We start from the raw sequence: 15,663 nt of genomic DNA on the forward strand, positions 1-15,663 counted from the left end.
ATATTTAATATGAAAGCTTATTTGGATTGCGCGGCGTCAACGCCAGTTGATGACAAGGTGTTAAGGGCAATGAAGCCGTATTTCTCCGAAAAATACGGGAACCCCGGTTCGCTTCATTCTTTAGGACAGGAAGCGCAAGCCGGAGTGGATATGGCGAGAAAATCCATTGCCGATTATTTTGGCGTTGATTTTACTGACGTGATTTTTACTGCTTCAGCCACCGAAGCAAATAACTTAGCAATTCAGGGTACAGTTAGAAATTGGGAACTGGAAATTGGGAATTCTGGGGATATTCCTCATATCATTACTTCAAAAATAGAGCACGCTTCAGTATTAGAGCCCTGCCGGGTTTTAGAAAAGCAGGGCCTAGCCCAGATTACTTATTTAGATGTTGATAAAAACGGGGCAGTTGATTTGGACCATTTGAAAAAATCTCTGAAAAAAGAAACGGTTTTAGTTTCAATTATGCAGGTGAACAATGAGACCGGCGCGATCCAGCCGATCCAAGAGATTGCCGAGATTATTAAGCAGTTTAAACAAGACAAACTCAAGCCGGAAAATCAAAGAAAATATCAGTTAAATGAATTGATTTATCCATTTTTCCACACTGACGCAGCCCAGGGTTTGGGGCATTTAAAGCAGATTAAGCTGGCCGAACTCGGAGTTGATTTGATGACTGTTTCCGGCCATAAAATCTATGGACCCAAGGGGGTGGGGGTCTTAATTTCCAATTTCCAATTTCCAATTTCCAATTCAATTCAACCAATGTTTTTCGGGGGGATGCAAGAGTTTGGTTTGCGCGGGAGCACGGAAAATGTGCCGGCAATTATTGGTTTTGCCAAGGCAATTGAGCTGGCAGATAAATTTCTTAATCAGAACTCAAATCAGATTCTTGACATTAAAAACGTTTTGATTAAAAATGTTAAAAAAGTTTATCCTCGGGCAGTTGTTAATTCACCGGAAAGTTCAATTGCCGAGATTTTAAATATCAGCCTTCCCGATTTTAAAAGCGAAGAGCTGATTTATCAGTTTGACCGGTTTGGGATTGCGGTTTCCGGCGGCGCGGCTTGCGAAGCTAAGGCGTTAAAATCATCCCACGTTTTAAAAGCAATGGGGTTGTCTGAAAATTTGTTAAATTCAGCGATAAGATTTTCTTTTGGCCGGAAAACTAACCAAGAAGAGATAAATTATTTTTTGTCTTGCTTGCCCAAGATTTTTTCTAAATAATCAAATGATTTTTAAGGTATTTAAAAACAAAGATTTTAAAATAGCGGTCGCGGCAATTTTGGTTGTTTTAGCCGCTGTTTTGATTCGTTCTGATTTTGCTTTGGGCTATCTCAAAACAATAAGCGCGCAATACAATCCGTTAGCAAACGTTTGGGCGGGGATTCAGAACCTGCGGAATGAGATTAAGTTGTTTCTGGATAAGCTTGACTTAATCAATGGGAGCTCGTCTTCGGATTCAGAAAAAACAATAATAGAAATAGAGAATCAAGCTTCGCCACTGCCTTTATCCCAGCCGGTAGCTGATTATGAAGCTCAGGTTGTTAAGGTGGTTGAGAAAAGCAATCCTTCTGTAGTGAGTGTTATTGTTTCCAAAGATCTGCCGGTTTTTGAACAGTATTATGTTAATCCGTTTGAAGATTTTGGCATTGAGGTTCCGCCCGGATTTGGCGTTCCTCAATACCGCCAGAAAGGCACGGAAAAAAAAGAGATTGGCAGCGGTTCGGGGTTTATTGTTTCGGCTAATGGTTTGATTGCCACTAACAAGCACGTGGTGGCTGATCCGGCGGCTGACTACACCGTTATTTTCAATAATGGCGATCAAATTCCCGCAGAGGTGATTGCCCGGGACCCTGATTTTGATTTAGCGATTTTGGAAGTTAAAAAAAATGACTTAACTCCTTTGCCTTTGGGCGATTCTGATAAGCTGAAACTCGGCCAGACAGTGGTGGCGATTGGCAATGCTTTGGGCGAGTTCAAAAATACGGTTTCTGTTGGAGTTGTTTCCGGCCTGGATCGAAATCTTATGGTTGAAGGCCAGAATTTTAAAGACCTGATTCAGACCGATGCGGCAATTAACCGGGGAAATTCCGGCGGGCCATTGCTTAACCTTCGCAGTCAGGTAATTGGCATTAACACCGCCATGGCTTTGAGCGCGGAAAATATCGGTTTTGCCATTCCAATCAATCAAATCAAGAAAATTATTGAACAGGTAGAAAGAACCGGCTCTTTAGAAATTGCTTATTTGGGCGTTTATTATCAGATAATCACGCCGGAGATTCAAAAGGCAAAAAATTTGCCGGTGAATTATGGCGCTTTGATTGTTTCGGATAACAATGGCAATGCCGGAGTAATTCCCGACTCTCCGGCAGAAGCAGCCGGACTCAAACAAGGCGATATCATTTTGGAAATAAATAGAGAAAAAATTAATCCCGATCAGACTTTGGCTGATCTTTTGAGAAAATACAGTCCGGGAGATAAGGTCAATCTGACAACTTTAAGAAAGGACAAAGAAATAATCGCTGAAGTGGTTTTAGGAGAAAGAGAGTAGGGGAATTCCCAATTCCCAATTTCTAATTTCCAAGTTTTTTTTGACTTTTTTAGTTTAAATTTTTATAATAACTTAGTTTTAGTCATTAGGAATTAGACATTAGAAATTCTTAAATGAATCCCGTTAGAAGCCGCGATTGCTTCTCGGGGCATAAAGTGAGATTCGACTTAGATAATTAAGGTTAATATTATTAAATATAATGCAGATTGCGTTAGATCGCGATTTGCTTCTAACGGGATGAATCCTTTTAATCGTTTTACCAACAAAGCTCAAGAAGCTTTGCAAAGAGCGCAAGAAATTGCCGCGGAGAAAAACCATCCGGAGATTACCAGTCTTCACTTGTTTTTAGCTTTGCTTTGGCAGGAAGACGGCATTGTCCCGGCAGTATTTGAGAAGTTTGAATTTGATTTAGAAGAGCTGTCAGAAAGAGCGGAAAAAAAATTAGAGGCAATGCCCAAGATTTTTTCTTTGGGCCAACCGTCCCCATTCGGCCCATTTTATCTTTCTCAGGAATTGGTTAAGGCCCTGCAAGGTTCTGGCGAGTTATTGGTTAAATTTAAGGATCAGTATATTGCTCCGGAGCATCTGTTTCTGTCTTTGGTCCAGTCCAAAACCAAGGCCGGTGAGTTCATCAAGGGGTTGGGGCTTGATCTGGCTGAATTGGAAAAAGCTGTTTTAGAGTTAAGGGGCGGAGAGAAAATTACTGACTCGTCTGGTTCCGGTCGGTTCAAGCTGTTGGAAAAGTACACGGTTAATCTAACCGAGCTGGCCCAAGAGAAGAAATTAGATCCGGTTATCGGCCGAGAAAGGGAATTAAGGCGGCTGATGGAGGTTTTGTCCCGCAGGACCAAAAATAATCCGATTCTGATTGGCGAACCTGGGGTCGGCAAAACCGCGATTGTTGAAGGACTGGCTCAGATGATTGTTGCTAAGGAAGTGCCTGAACCGTTAAAAAACAAAGAGCTTTTATCCTTAGATATTGGCTCTTTGATTGCCGGGACAAAGTTTCGGGGCGAGTTTGAAGAAAGGTTAAAAGCTGTTCTTAAAGAGATAAAATCTTCAGAAGGCAGGTATATCATCTTTGTTGACGAGGTCCATATCTTAGTTGGCGCGGGCGCGGCTGAAGGCTCAATTGACGCTTCTAATATGCTTAAACCGGCTTTGGCCCGGGGCGAGCTTCATGCGATTGGCGCCACTACTCTAAAGGAATTTAAACGTTATATTGAGCGCGATCCGGCTTTTGAGCGCCGGTTTCAACCAATCTTTGTTGATGAACCAAACCGCGAAGACGCAATTGCGATTTTAAGGGGTCTAAAAGAAAAATATGAAGTTCACCACGGGGTAAAGATTACTGATGCCGCGATTGTCGCCGCAGTGGATTTGTCAACCCGTTATATTACGGAAAGGTTTTTGCCTGACAAAGCCATTGATTTAATGGATGAAGCGGCTGCGTCTTTGCGTTTGGAAATGGAAAGCGTCCCTCAAGAAATTGATGAGCTGAGGCGCCGAATCAGGAGGCTGGAAGTTGAAAAAGAAGCTTTGAAAAAAGAAACCGACGCTTCATCAAAAAGGCGGCTGAAAAAAATAGAAAAAGAACTTGAGTCTTTGGTTGAAGAAAGCGGCAAATTGACCAAAGGATGGGAAAAAGAGAAAAAAGAGGTCAATAGAGTCCATGATTTAAGATTGCAGATAGAAAAACTTCGGTTTGAAGCAGAGCAAGCTGAATGGAGCGGCGACCTTTCTAAAACTGCGGAGATTGTTTATGGCCAGATCCCGGAGTTGGAAAAGCGGCTTAAGAATGCTGAAAAGACAAAACTTCATTCCCGGAAAAATACCAAGTTTATTAAAGAAGCGGTTAAAGAAGAAGAGATTGGCAAAGTTGTTTCTCGGTGGACCGGAGTGCCGGTAGATAAGGTTTTAGAGTCAGAAGCAGAAAAACTTAAAAATCTTGAAAAAATCCTATCTTCAAGAGTCATCGGCCAAGAAGAGGCAATCTCTGCGGTGGCTCGGGCGCTAAGGCGGTCTCGGGCCGGTTTAAGCGAGGCAGATCAGCCGATTGGTTCATTTATGTTTCTTGGCCCGACCGGAGTAGGCAAGACTGAATTAGCCAGGGTTTTGGCTGAAGTTGTTTTTGGCGACCAGAAAAGCTTAATTCGTTTAGATATGTCTGAATATATGGAGCGGCATGCGGTGGCTCGGTTGATTGGTTCGCCGCCGGGTTATGTTGGTCATGAAGAAGGCGGCCAGTTGACAGAGATAATCAAGCACCGGCCCTACAGCTTAATTCTTTTTGACGAAATTGAAAAAGCCCATGCCGAAGTTTTTAACATTTTGCTCCAGATACTGGATAACGGCCGGCTGACTGACGGGAAGGGCAGAACCGTTAATTTTAAAAACGTGATCATTATTATGACCTCAAATGTCGGAAGCCAGTACATTAAAAAAATGTCTCATCTTGGTTTTCGGACTTCAGAAAAATCAGAATCAAAAAATCTTAAAGAAAAGATTATGGAAAGCCTGCGGTCTCATTTCCGGCCGGAATTCTTGAACCGAATTGACGAACTGGTGGTTTTTAATTCTTTGACCGAAGAAGACATTTTGAAGATTGTTGATCTTCAGTTGGAGCGGATTAATCTCCGGCTTAAGCCCAAAGGAATTAAACTTGATGTTTTAAAATCCGCTAAAAAAGCTTTGGGCAATCAAGGTTATGACCCGAATTTTGGCGCTCGGCCGCTAAGACGCTTGATCCAGCGCTTGATCATTGATCCTCTGGCAGAAAAAACTCTTGAGGGTAAGCTTAAGCAGGGAAGCAAGGTAACGGTTTCCGCTAAAAAAGGCAAGGTTGAGGTTAAAGTTTAGTTAATGGTTAAAACAAAGCATCTTTTTATCAGCTTTTTTGTTCTGGCAATTTTCCTATTTGGTGAAATTTTCAGGTTGTCTTTTTGGTGGTTCAGCCTGTTAACTTTGGCGGCTTTAATTGAACTAATCAGCTTTTCTCAGCCAATCAAGGTTCGGATTTTAAAACTGATTATTTTTTTGGCTGGCGGTCTAAGCATTTTTTTGTTTAGCGGGTTTTTCGCTTATTTTTTTATCAGCCTGCTTGCTTTGGCTTATTTTTTTGTTTTTGAACCAATTAAGACTAAAGCCAAAGAAGAGTGGCTGGTTTATAGTTTAAGTTTTTTAGTTTTTTTTGAGCTTTTCTACCTGGCTTCAAGCCTGAAATTCGCTTTTATTTTTACCTGGCTTTTGTTCTTGGTTTTTTCTTATTCAGTTATTTGGCTGTCTTTTCCTGAACTGAAAAAAATTCTGGCCGGGATTTTCTCCTTTGTTTTATCCCAGTTTTTTTTAATCTTTTATTTTTTGCCGTTTGGCTATTTTACCGGCGCGGCTTTAACTTTACTGTTTTTAATTTTTGGCTTGCGCTTTATTCTTGGCCGGTTGAGCTCTAACCAAATAGTTGGATTTGTCTTTGCCCTTCTTGCTTTATTGATTTCTTCGGGAATTAAGCCCAGAGTTTAATTCGGGCGCTGTTATGTTCTATAACGATATTTAGTTTTATTCACTATTCCGTAGAAATTAGATTGAATTTCCCGAGCATCAGTTTGTCTTTTTCGTTACCCGCCACAAAATGTATATTGTAGATTTTAATTTCTGTCATAGAGATTAATTCACGTAGTCTTTTTCTTATTTTGTCCAATTTATCCTCTTGATTTTTGACATGGCCGATTGTAATGTGCGGTTGGAATTGATCCAGCACAAAAGGATTGCCATATCGCATCAGCATTTCTTTTTGTCTTGCGGTATATTTTCTGTGTGGGGTTAAATAATCTGCGTCAATACAACCACTTTTCAGTTTTGCCACTTCTTCCACAATTTTTTCATGCAGTTTTACCAAAGCGTCGCTTTTCTCAATTTTCAGAAAAATCAATCCAAAATGGAAATAATTTATGTCTTCGATCTTTACGGTAAAGCTTTTTTGCGTTTTTGAGATGCCCTTTAATTTTTCTGCTATTAATCTAATATTTTCATTCGGCACACTTAAATCGTAAAGATTTAAATGTGGATGCTTGCTTCCTGAAAAACCTTTCTTTGCTCTATATTTATCAACAAGTAAATTATTTGCTTTAATAATTTCACGACAAATTTGTGATCCCATCGGCACTTCAATTCCTATACCCACCCATATACAATTTTGGTTTTGTTTGACCATGTTTTCAATTTTTCGCTTCTCATGACAACATTTAGCTTTCAAGCCATTGATTGGTTAAATCAAGAGCTTTAGGGAAAGATACTTGTTCAATAATTTGTTCTTCCTTTTTGGTGATCTTCCTTAAAACTAAAGCTTCCGCTTTTTGTTCTGAATTTTCCGGCCTAACTCCAATTCTGATTCGGGCGAATTGGTTTGAACCTATGGCCCGGATAATTGATTCAATTCCATGATGCCCGGCGGCTAAACTTTGGTGAGTAAACTTAACTTTGCCAAAAATCAAATCTGTGTCATCATGAATAACCAAGATTCTTTCCGGAAGCAGTTTGTAGTAGTTCAAAAGCTGTTTTATTGCCGGGCCTGATTGGTTCATATAAGCTGAAAGCTTAACTAAGCCAAGTTTGTTTTTGGTTTTTATCTCCGCCGGGAGCTTCGAGATTTTTTTCCAATTGCCTTGTTGGTTTAACGAGTTGTTTGATAAAAAATCTAAAAATTCCTTGCCAATGTTGTGTTTAGTCTTGGCGTATTTTTCTTCCGGATTTCCTAAGCCAATAATTAACTTGTCCATAGGTCAGATTTTAGATTATAGATTTTAGAATAATTTTCAATTTTCAATGAATTTTCAATGAATCAATTTCCAATAGAACCCTACTAATTTACGAATTATTACTAATAGCTACCAATCAATCTTATAGTATTATTGGTGCTGATTAGTAAATTGGCAAGAGACAGCAATGAAGCCAAGGAGTTGTCATCTTGCTGATTTTTTGATAAGATTGCTTAAAATGAGTTTCCGTAAGTTTAAAATCTTTTCCCTTGAGCTTTTAGAATCTATTTTGCTTTCTCTGATTATTATTTTACCAATCAGATTTTTTATTATCCAGCCCTTTTTTGTTAAGGGCCAGTCAATGGAGCCGAATTTCCATGAAAATGATTATTTGATAGTTGATGAACTTTCTTTCCGTCTCCGCCAGCCGGGTCGAGGCGAAGTGATTGTTTTGCGTTCGCCAATTCAGGAAAATTATTTTTTCATCAAAAGAATCGTTGGCCTGCCCGGAGAGACCATAGAGATAAAAAACAGCCAAATTACTGTTTATTCAGAAGAATATCCCCAGGGGTTAGTTTTGTCTGAGCCTTATTTAGCTAAGGAAATTACAACCGAAGGCAATTTTCGAATCGAGGTTGGCGACAACCAATATTTTGTTTTGGGAGACAATCGGTCTGCCTCTTATGATTCCAGGCGCTGGGGTTTGCTGGGAGGAGAAGATATTATTGGCCGGGTTTGGTTAAGGCTTTGGCCGATTAAAGCGGCAACAGTGTTTGCCCAGTAGTGAATTTCATTGCAACACTGCTTCATTGTTTCATTGTTGAAAACCCATCCATACAGCAGAATGGGGTTACATTGTCAAAATTGGAATCAGGAATAATGAATTATGAATAATGAATTAAGAGAAAAGTTATATCCTAAAATCTAAAATCTTATTTTGTCTCGCTTCGTCTCGTTATGTCTCGCTACGACGAGATTTAACGCAGCCAGAAAAATTAGGAAAAGAGAATGTCCAAAAAGCCACAAAAAGCAATCCCATCAGTTGGGCGGGAAAAAACTAAACGGTTATTGTCAGCTCCAAGGGGCATTCAGGACATCTTGCCGCCAGAAGTTTTTTATTTTGAAAAACTGGAAAATATCATTTCTGATTTAGCTGCTTTTTATAATTACGAGAGGATTGAGCTGTCCTTATTGGAAAGCAAGGCTTTATTTGAACGAAGCCTTGGTTTAGAAGGGGGGACTGCGAATAAACAACTTTATGTTTGCCAAACCAAAAGCAGAGATAAATTAGTTCTCCGTCCCGAGGCGACCACTGGATCGGCCCGAGCTTATATTCAAAATAGTATGTTTAATTGGCCCCAGCCGGTGAAACTTTGGTATTGGGGGCCAATGTTCTATCAGGGGGATTTTTCTACTGGCAAACATCAGCAGTTTTGGCAAGCCGGATTTGAATATTTTGGCTCTGACAACCCGATTGTTGAAGCAGAATTAATTCAGTTGGGTTTAAAAATTAGTAAAAAATTCGGCCTTAAAAACAGTTATGTAGAGATTAACAGCATTGGTTGTTCTGGTTGCCGCCGAATTTATCGTCGGGCTTTGAAACAACATTATCGCTATAAGCTGAAAAGAGTTTGTTCGGATTGCCGGAATCGATATAAAAAAAATGCGCTTCAGCTCCTGAATTGTGAAAATAAGCTTTGTTTTGAATCTAAAACCCAAGCGCCGGAAAGCTTAGATTATCTTTGTAAGTCCTGCAACCTTCATTTCAAAAAAGTTTTAGACCATTTAGACAGTTTAGCTATCCCTTATCTGCTCAACCCTCGCCTTGTTCGGGGCTTGGACTATTATAATCGGACAGTTTTTGAATTCAGGGCTGATAGCCAAGAGTTGGGGGCGAAGACTGTTTTTGAGGACAAGAGGGATTCAATTGCTTTTGCCGGCGGCGGCCGGTATGATTATCTGGTTAAACAATTCGGCGGTCCGGACACGCCCGGTTGCGGCTTTGCCCTTGAGGTGGAAAAAATAATCAGTTTAATAAATAAGGACCCCAATGATGGTTTTGTAGATGTTTATCTGGTTCAGATTGGCAATTTGGCCAAGATAAAACTGCTCCAGCTTTTTGAAGATTTTAAAAAAGCCAAAATTAAAATCGGTTTTGATCTGGGGTCTGACAATTTAAAACCGCAGCTTAAATCAGCAGCCCGGCTCGGATCTCGCTTTGCTTTAATTTTAGGTCAAGAAGAAGCGCTTCATGGCGAGATTATTATTCGCGATATGAAAACCGGGGCACAGGAAACCGTGAGTTTGGGGAAAGTCATTAATTTAGTTAAGAAACGGCTTAAGAAAAAATCATTGTAAAAACAGCATTTTTATAGTAAAATTAGGTTAATTATATTAAAGCAATGGCAATTGTAGTTAAAAGAAAAGAAGGCGAAACAGAGTCAAGTTTTCTTTATCGGGCTTCTAAAAGAATTCAGAAATCAGGCATTTTGTTAGAGGCAAGAAGGAACAGGTTTCACCATAAAACACTTTCCAAAAACAAAGTTAAGGCTAAAGCCAAACACAGTTTAGCTATGGGAAAGCTGATTAGAAAACAGCTGAAATTTGGTTATTCTCCGGAAGAAGCAGTGGCAATGGCTAAAAGAATTCTGAAGGGGATTACCAGAAAATAGCAGTCATTTTAATTTCCAATTGCCAATTCGCAATTTACAATAAATATCGCGGTTTTCAATTTTCAAACATTCAAACTGGGGTGTTGGTCATTGAAAATTGAATGAAAATTGAAAATTGAGAACTGAATTTTCCCAAATGACTCTTTTAGAAACTATTAAATCCGATACTATAAACGCTCTTAAATCAGGCGATAAGTTTAAATATGAAGCTCTAAAGCTTTTACTTGCTTCTTTACAGAATAAAGAAATTGATAAACAGGGCAAAGCGGGATTAGAAGCGGTTTTAACAGACAAAGAAGTCCAGGAAGTGGTTTTATCAGAGATAAAAAAACGCCGCGAAGCTATTGAGGTTTATGAAAAAGCCGGGCGCCAAGATCTGGCTGAACAGGAGAAGAAAGAACTGGAGATAATTTCTGTTTACGCGCCAAAACAGCTTTCAGAAACAGAGATTAAAAAAGAACTCGAGGAACTGATTGCCCCTCTTGGGTCTGCGCCAAACGCAGCCGGCGCAGTTGAGATGGGCGTTTTAATGAAAGAGTGCGCCCAGAAATTTAAGGGCCGGGCCGATATGGGTTTGGTTTCAAAAATAGCCAAGGAATTGCTGGGCAGTTAAAGATATTAATATACTAATAGCCCGAAAGATGCTAATTCTTTTATTATCTTTGTATTATTAGCACAATTAGTATATTAGTATCGTTTTCATGATAGTTCTGGAAAATTTCAGTCATTATAAGGTAAAAAAAACCGAATTGCTAAAGACCATTAAGTCTGTTTTAAAACATCTGGAAGTTTGGCCCAGCTGGTGGCTTGAGGTTTATCTGGTTGATTATTCGCAGATGGAAGAACTTCATCGGCAACTGTTAAAAAAATCCGGTCCGACTACTGTTATCAGTTTGGGTTTACCGGATAATTTTTTTTTAGCTGGTCTTTCCGGCGGCGGGGAGGTTTATCTTTGTCCGGAAGAAATAAAAAAATCCGGTTTGTCTTTAGAATATTTCCTTATTCACGGTATTTTACACCTGGCCGGCTTTAACCATCAAACTCAAAAACAGGAAAAATTGATGCTTGCCAAAGAAGCAGAAATTTGTGCTAAAATAGGTTTATGAATTCTAACTTATTTTTTGTTTTAGATCTGGGCAGCCATTCGGTCAAAGGGGTTTTGGCTGATATTGATTTAAAGTCCAGAGTAGTTGAGATTATTGCCCGAGCTGAAGCAAAATCCTCTGGTATTAGACGGGGGATTATTTTTGATCCCGGCGATGCGGCCCAGTCAATTAGCGAGGTTTTGCGCCAGATAGAAGAAGTTAGCAAAAAAGAGATTAGCGAAGCAAATATTTTGCTTGGCGGGCCATGTTTAGAAACAAGATTTGCCAAGGGCAGTATTGTTGTTTCCCGGCCGGACGAAGAGATTGGCCCTGAAGACCAGCGAAGGATTTTAGAAACAGTTGAGGCGCTGCCATCGCCGCAAAACCGAACCGTGCTTCATGTGATTCCTCAATATTATATTATTGATGATATTGACAAAATCCGGGAAGTTATTGGGATGCAGGGCAGCCGTTTAACGCTTGAAGCAACAGTTATTGATATTTTTAGCCAAGCAATGATTGGCTTAAACAAGTCTTTGGGCATTGTTGGCTTAAAACCCAATCTTTTGATTGCCAATCCGTTAGCTTCTGCCAAGGCCTTAATCCCCAAGCGAGATAGGGAAGAGGGGGTTTGTGCGATTGATTTTGGCGCCGAAACCACTTCTTTGACGGTTTTTGAAGAAGATAATTTGGTTTATTTAGCGGTTATTCCTTTGGGCTCGCAAAACATTACCAATGATATTGCCAACGCTTTGCAGATTCATTTTGACAGCGCCGAAAGGATTAAGACCGGTTTTGGCCAGGCCCTGGCCTCAAAAGCAAGCAAAAAAGAAGAGATTGAGCTGTCCCGTTTTGTTGAAGGCGAAGAAGCAGTGGTGACGAAAAAGCATTTAGCCGAGATTATTGAAGCTCGGCTTTCCGAGATTCTTGGTTTTGTTAATGATGAACTGAAAAAATTAGGCAAAGCCGGGAAACTGCCAGCCGGAGCGGTCATCTATGGCGCCGGCGCGGAAATGCCTTATCTTAGCCAGCTGGTCAAAAAAGAACTAAAGTTATCAGTTAGAAAGGGCGGTTTGGACCATCATCGGAATTATTTCCCAGACGAAGTCCCGCCCCAGTATCTTAATGCTTATAGTTTAATTCTTTGGCAGCTAGAATCCTTTTTTGGCAGTCATCAAAGCTCTTATTTTGGTCGGGGCTTGTTTGGGTTTTTTAAAAAACTTTGGGAAAGTTTTATTCCTTAATTTTTTATTATTTTTATGCCTAAAAAATCAAAGATAAAAAAACAGAAAAAACCAAAAGCCAAACGGGTCATAAAGAAAAAGCCGGCCGAAGCAAAATCAACAGTTAAAGATAAAGTTAAAACCAGTTTTAAAGTTCTGCCGGCTTCAAGAAAAGATTTTTCTATGCCTAAAATGAAGTTGGTTGGCATTGGCGGCGCAGGCGGCAATGCCTTGACTCGGATTCAGGGAATAGTCAGGGGATTGGAAACAATCGCTCTAAACACAGATGCTCAAGATCTCCAAAACACTAAAGCGAGTAAAAAAATTCAGATTGGCAGACAGATAACTCGTGGACGGGGTTCTGGCATGAATCCGGAGATTGGCCAAAAAGCAGTTGAAGAAAGCAAAGAGCAGATCGCTAAAGCTTTAGAAGGAGCGGAGTTGGTTTTTATTACCTGCGGCCTTGGCGGCGGTACTGGTTCCGGCGGCTCGCCTATTGTTGCTGAAATTGCCCAATCTCTTGGCATTGTCACCATTGGCGTGGTGACTTTGCCTTTTTCGTTTGAAGGCAAAGAAAGGCAAGAGGTTGCCCAAGCAAGCCACTTGCTTTTAAAAGAAAGAGTTGACGCTTTGGTCACGGTTCCCAATGACAGAATTTTCAACATTATTGATGTTAATACCTCTTTGAAAAAAGCTTTTTGGGAGATTGACGAAATTTTGCGCGAAGGCATTCAGGCAATCTATGATTTAATTATGAAGCCGGGATTGATTAATGTTGACTTCGCTGATTTGAAAACAATCATTAAAAATTCCGGAGAATCGCTTTTGGGCATCGGGGTTGCTTCGGGCAAGGATCGGGCGGAAAAAGCTGCCGCTCAAGCAATCCAATCTCCTTTATTAGATATTACCATTGATGACGCTAAAGGCGTTTTGTTTAATATCTCTGCCCGGGGCAGTTTGAATATGGTTGAGGTTCAGCAAGCGGCTAAAACTATCACTAATTCAATTTCTGAAAACGCCCGGGTTATTTTTGGCGCCAACTTTGACCATCGTCTGCCGAAAAATAAATTAAAGATTGTTGTTGTTGCCACCGGCTTTAACCGGTTTCAAGAAGCTTCAACTCTGCCCTTTGACCGTGAATCGGCAGAATCAACCGCAGAAGAAGAAACCAGTTTGTTGACCCGCGATGTTTTAAAAGAAAAAATTGAGCCGTTTGAATCTTTGGAAGAAGAGCCGGCCTTTTTAAGAAGATTGAAAAAATCTTAAACCCCAATCTCAAGCTGTCTCACCGGCGGTACCGCCGGAGTGAACTTGATTTACTGACTTTCTTGACAAACAGAGATTCTCTGCGATACTAACAATGTCTTCAGGCGAAAGGCTTTGGCCCAGAACCCGAAGACACTGGAGAACTCCGCTTTTGCGGAGTTTTCCATTTTTATGCTTAAACCAGACATCGGATGTCCTAGAGATATAGGATAAAAACCTAACCAAACTCTCGGTTTAAACAACCGAGAGTTTTTGTTTATTCCCAACCCTTGACAAAACCCAGAGAGAGAGATACTAAGAGCAGTTCTTAAAAATTTCAAAAGAAAGGAGGTGTCTTCTATGAGAGCAATTGGTCGTAAGGTTTTCGCTAAATATGTTGCCACACGCGTCTATTCCGGTAAATGGAACAAGGGTCGCGGCGGGCCGTATCCTTGGCGTAAAGCCTGATCTCGGTGGATGATCAAAAGAGGCTGGCTGATTGCCAGCCTCCTATTTTAACCGCACTTTCAAAACCAACTCAATCTGTAGAAAGGATAATGATATGCAAGCGCTGCAACCGATTATCAAGCCCGTTTCTCTCAGCTGTAATCTCGGATGCGATTACTGTTACTATGGTCCGCCACGCAAAGAAGACTTTCGTGTTATTCTTGGCGATTCTGTTGACAAATTCAATGTTATGTCCGAAGAAACGCTTGGGGCATTGATTGCAGCCTTCGCCGGAACGCGACGACCAGTGAACTTTATGTGGCATGGCGGCGAGCCATTGATTGCTGGATTGAAATTTTTCCAGAGAGCAGTAGAAATTCAGCGTCAGGTTTTCAAGAGACGTCGTCAGTCAGCAAACACTGTTCAAACTAATGGACTATTGGTCGACGAAAACTGGGCTAGATTCTTTATGGAAAACCACTTCCATGTCGGCACCAGTTTAGATGGTACGGCAGCTATGCACGATGTCTTTCGCGTGGATCGTAGCGGCCGCGGATCAGCAGATAAAGTCATCAAAGCGATCAAACTAATGGTTGAGTATGGAATTGATGTGAATGTTATTTCAACCATCACCAAGGCGAATGTCGGTCACGCGGCTGAAGTCTACGTCTTCCTGAGATCGCTCGGCGTGACCAAAATGAAGTTTTCTCACCTTCATGAGCGCGAACGCCTCGGCGATAGATCTGAGATAGCGGCTACGCCTGAAGAGCATGCTACTTTTATGATCGCTCTGCTGGATGCTTGGCTGGAAGAAGACAATCCTGAAGTCGAGATCTCTGATCTCGTAAGCATTATTCAGGTTCTGTCTGGAGGTAAAGATGTCGACTGTATTTTCGCTGGGGTCTGCGAAAGATTCTTGACGATTGAATATGATGGTTCGGTCATGTGGTGCGACACCATTGGCAAACCATCAGAAATTAGAATCTTCGGCAATGTCAGAGATGGGCTTGATTCTATCGTGGTCTCGCGAGGCTATCGAAAGTTTCAAGACCAGTTCCAGCGCCTTCATCGTAAAACTTCAAAACAGCCATGGTATCCGTTCATAACCCTTGGTTGTCTCGGGGATTATCCAGAAATGCCGTTCGGAGCGAAAAATCCTCAAAATACTTACGCTGAATCCTGGATGAGTATAATCAGCGCCGTCGCCGATAGATTGGAGGCTAACAATTTTCGGATTATTAATGATCCAAGAAAAATCAGCTCCCGCTAAACGGGAGCTGATCTATTTGTCTAAAGATTTGACTGCCCGTTTAAGTTTAGAGAGATAGTCCCCGATTGTAATTTTATTTTGATGTCTTTCTACAACATACGGTTTCATAATCTCTGCCACTCTTTTTCTGGATTCTTCCAAAACATCAGCTTTACGACTTGTAATCCATGGCTTCAGTTTTGGGAAAAGCAGATTAGAGAGTTCTCCTTCTGGGATTAAAGAAGAAACAAGCATTTCTTCGGCAATTACTTCCTTTGGTAAACCGGTTTTCCAAGAGATTTTATTGAAAAATTTAGGATACGGTCTTGATGTTGCCCGGATTATCTTTCTTAATCTTTGGTTATCAAATAAAACAATATGAATATATTCATGAATGAGGGTTTTAACAATATTATCCCAGGAATTTTTTATTG

15 protein-coding genes are annotated in these 15,663 nt (G+C 40.7%); 12 read left to right on the top strand and 3 right to left on the bottom strand.

Annotation, left to right across the window (positions count from 1 at the left end; all coding sequences use genetic code 11):
• Positions 1–9 precede the first annotated feature (9 nt).
• The 4 genes from AB1721_01075 (at position 10) to AB1721_01090 (ending at position 6,073) form a co-directional block, all read left to right on the top strand.
• On the top strand, positions 10–1,227 hold the full coding sequence (locus AB1721_01075) for a cysteine desulfurase family protein (protein ID MEW5805310.1): 1,218 nt from the start codon (positions 10–12) through the stop codon (positions 1,225–1,227).
• Between the two features lie 4 nt (positions 1,228–1,231).
• Complete coding sequence (locus AB1721_01080) at positions 1,232–2,554, top strand: trypsin-like peptidase domain-containing protein (GenBank protein MEW5805311.1); 1,323 nt, start codon at positions 1,232–1,234, stop codon at positions 2,552–2,554.
• A gap of 237 nt (positions 2,555–2,791) precedes the next feature.
• Entirely contained in the window at positions 2,792–5,413 is a 2,622-nt protein-coding gene (locus AB1721_01085) for an AAA family ATPase (GenBank protein MEW5805312.1), read from the top strand.
• A 3-nt stretch (positions 5,414–5,416) separates the two neighbouring features.
• Complete coding sequence (locus AB1721_01090; protein MEW5805313.1) at positions 5,417–6,073, top strand: hypothetical protein; 657 nt, start codon at positions 5,417–5,419, stop codon at positions 6,071–6,073.
• Between the two features lie 43 nt (positions 6,074–6,116).
• Here the strand turns inward: AB1721_01090 and AB1721_01095 are convergent, their stop codons facing one another.
• Positions 6,117–6,764: a 2'-5' RNA ligase family protein gene (locus AB1721_01095; GenBank protein MEW5805314.1), complete on the bottom strand. Its 648-nt coding sequence runs from the start codon at positions 6,762–6,764 to the stop codon at positions 6,117–6,119.
• Between the two features lie 31 nt (positions 6,765–6,795).
• On the bottom strand, positions 6,796–7,329 hold the full coding sequence (gene pth / locus AB1721_01100) for an aminoacyl-tRNA hydrolase (protein ID MEW5805315.1): 534 nt from the start codon (positions 7,327–7,329) through the stop codon (positions 6,796–6,798).
• A gap of 217 nt (positions 7,330–7,546) precedes the next feature.
• Here pth and lepB point away from each other — a divergent pair, with 217 nt between their 5' ends.
• From lepB to AB1721_01140, 8 genes are all read left to right on the top strand, one after another.
• Complete coding sequence (gene lepB / locus AB1721_01105; GenBank protein MEW5805316.1) at positions 7,547–8,092, top strand: signal peptidase I; 546 nt, start codon at positions 7,547–7,549, stop codon at positions 8,090–8,092.
• A gap of 224 nt (positions 8,093–8,316) precedes the next feature.
• Positions 8,317–9,666 (top strand): histidine--tRNA ligase, encoded by a 1,350-nt coding sequence (gene hisS / locus AB1721_01110; protein MEW5805317.1) that lies wholly within the window; start codon positions 8,317–8,319, stop codon positions 9,664–9,666.
• A 44-nt stretch (positions 9,667–9,710) separates the two neighbouring features.
• Positions 9,711–9,980, top strand: coding sequence for a hypothetical protein (locus tag AB1721_01115; GenBank protein ID MEW5805318.1), 270 nt, complete (start codon positions 9,711–9,713; stop codon positions 9,978–9,980).
• Between the two features lie 136 nt (positions 9,981–10,116).
• Positions 10,117–10,593 (top strand): GatB/YqeY domain-containing protein, encoded by a 477-nt coding sequence (locus AB1721_01120; GenBank protein MEW5805319.1) that lies wholly within the window; start codon positions 10,117–10,119, stop codon positions 10,591–10,593.
• A gap of 88 nt (positions 10,594–10,681) precedes the next feature.
• Positions 10,682–11,086, top strand: coding sequence for an rRNA maturation RNase YbeY (ybeY, locus tag AB1721_01125; GenBank protein ID MEW5805320.1), 405 nt, complete (start codon positions 10,682–10,684; stop codon positions 11,084–11,086).
• Positions 11,083–12,309 (top strand): cell division protein FtsA, encoded by a 1,227-nt coding sequence (gene ftsA / locus AB1721_01130; protein ID MEW5805321.1) that lies wholly within the window; start codon positions 11,083–11,085, stop codon positions 12,307–12,309. The genes ybeY and ftsA overlap by 4 nt, the downstream gene beginning before the upstream one ends.
• A gap of 15 nt (positions 12,310–12,324) precedes the next feature.
• Positions 12,325–13,554 (top strand): cell division protein FtsZ, encoded by a 1,230-nt coding sequence (ftsZ, locus tag AB1721_01135; protein MEW5805322.1) that lies wholly within the window; start codon positions 12,325–12,327, stop codon positions 13,552–13,554.
• 541 nt (positions 13,555–14,095) lie between these two features.
• Positions 14,096–15,250 carry a radical SAM protein gene (locus AB1721_01140; GenBank protein MEW5805323.1) on the top strand — a complete coding sequence of 385 codons (1,155 nt, stop codon included), beginning with the start codon at positions 14,096–14,098 and terminating at the stop codon, positions 15,248–15,250.
• 12 nt (positions 15,251–15,262) lie between these two features.
• Here the strand turns inward: AB1721_01140 and AB1721_01145 are convergent.
• On the bottom strand, positions 15,263–15,663 hold a 401-nt coding region (locus AB1721_01145; protein ID MEW5805324.1), incomplete at its 5' end, for a hypothetical protein.

The sequence above is a fragment of the Patescibacteria group bacterium genome (genome assembly GCA_040753135.1).
GTDB lineage: Bacteria > Patescibacteriota > Minisyncoccia > UBA6257 > Brennerbacteraceae > JBFMGR01.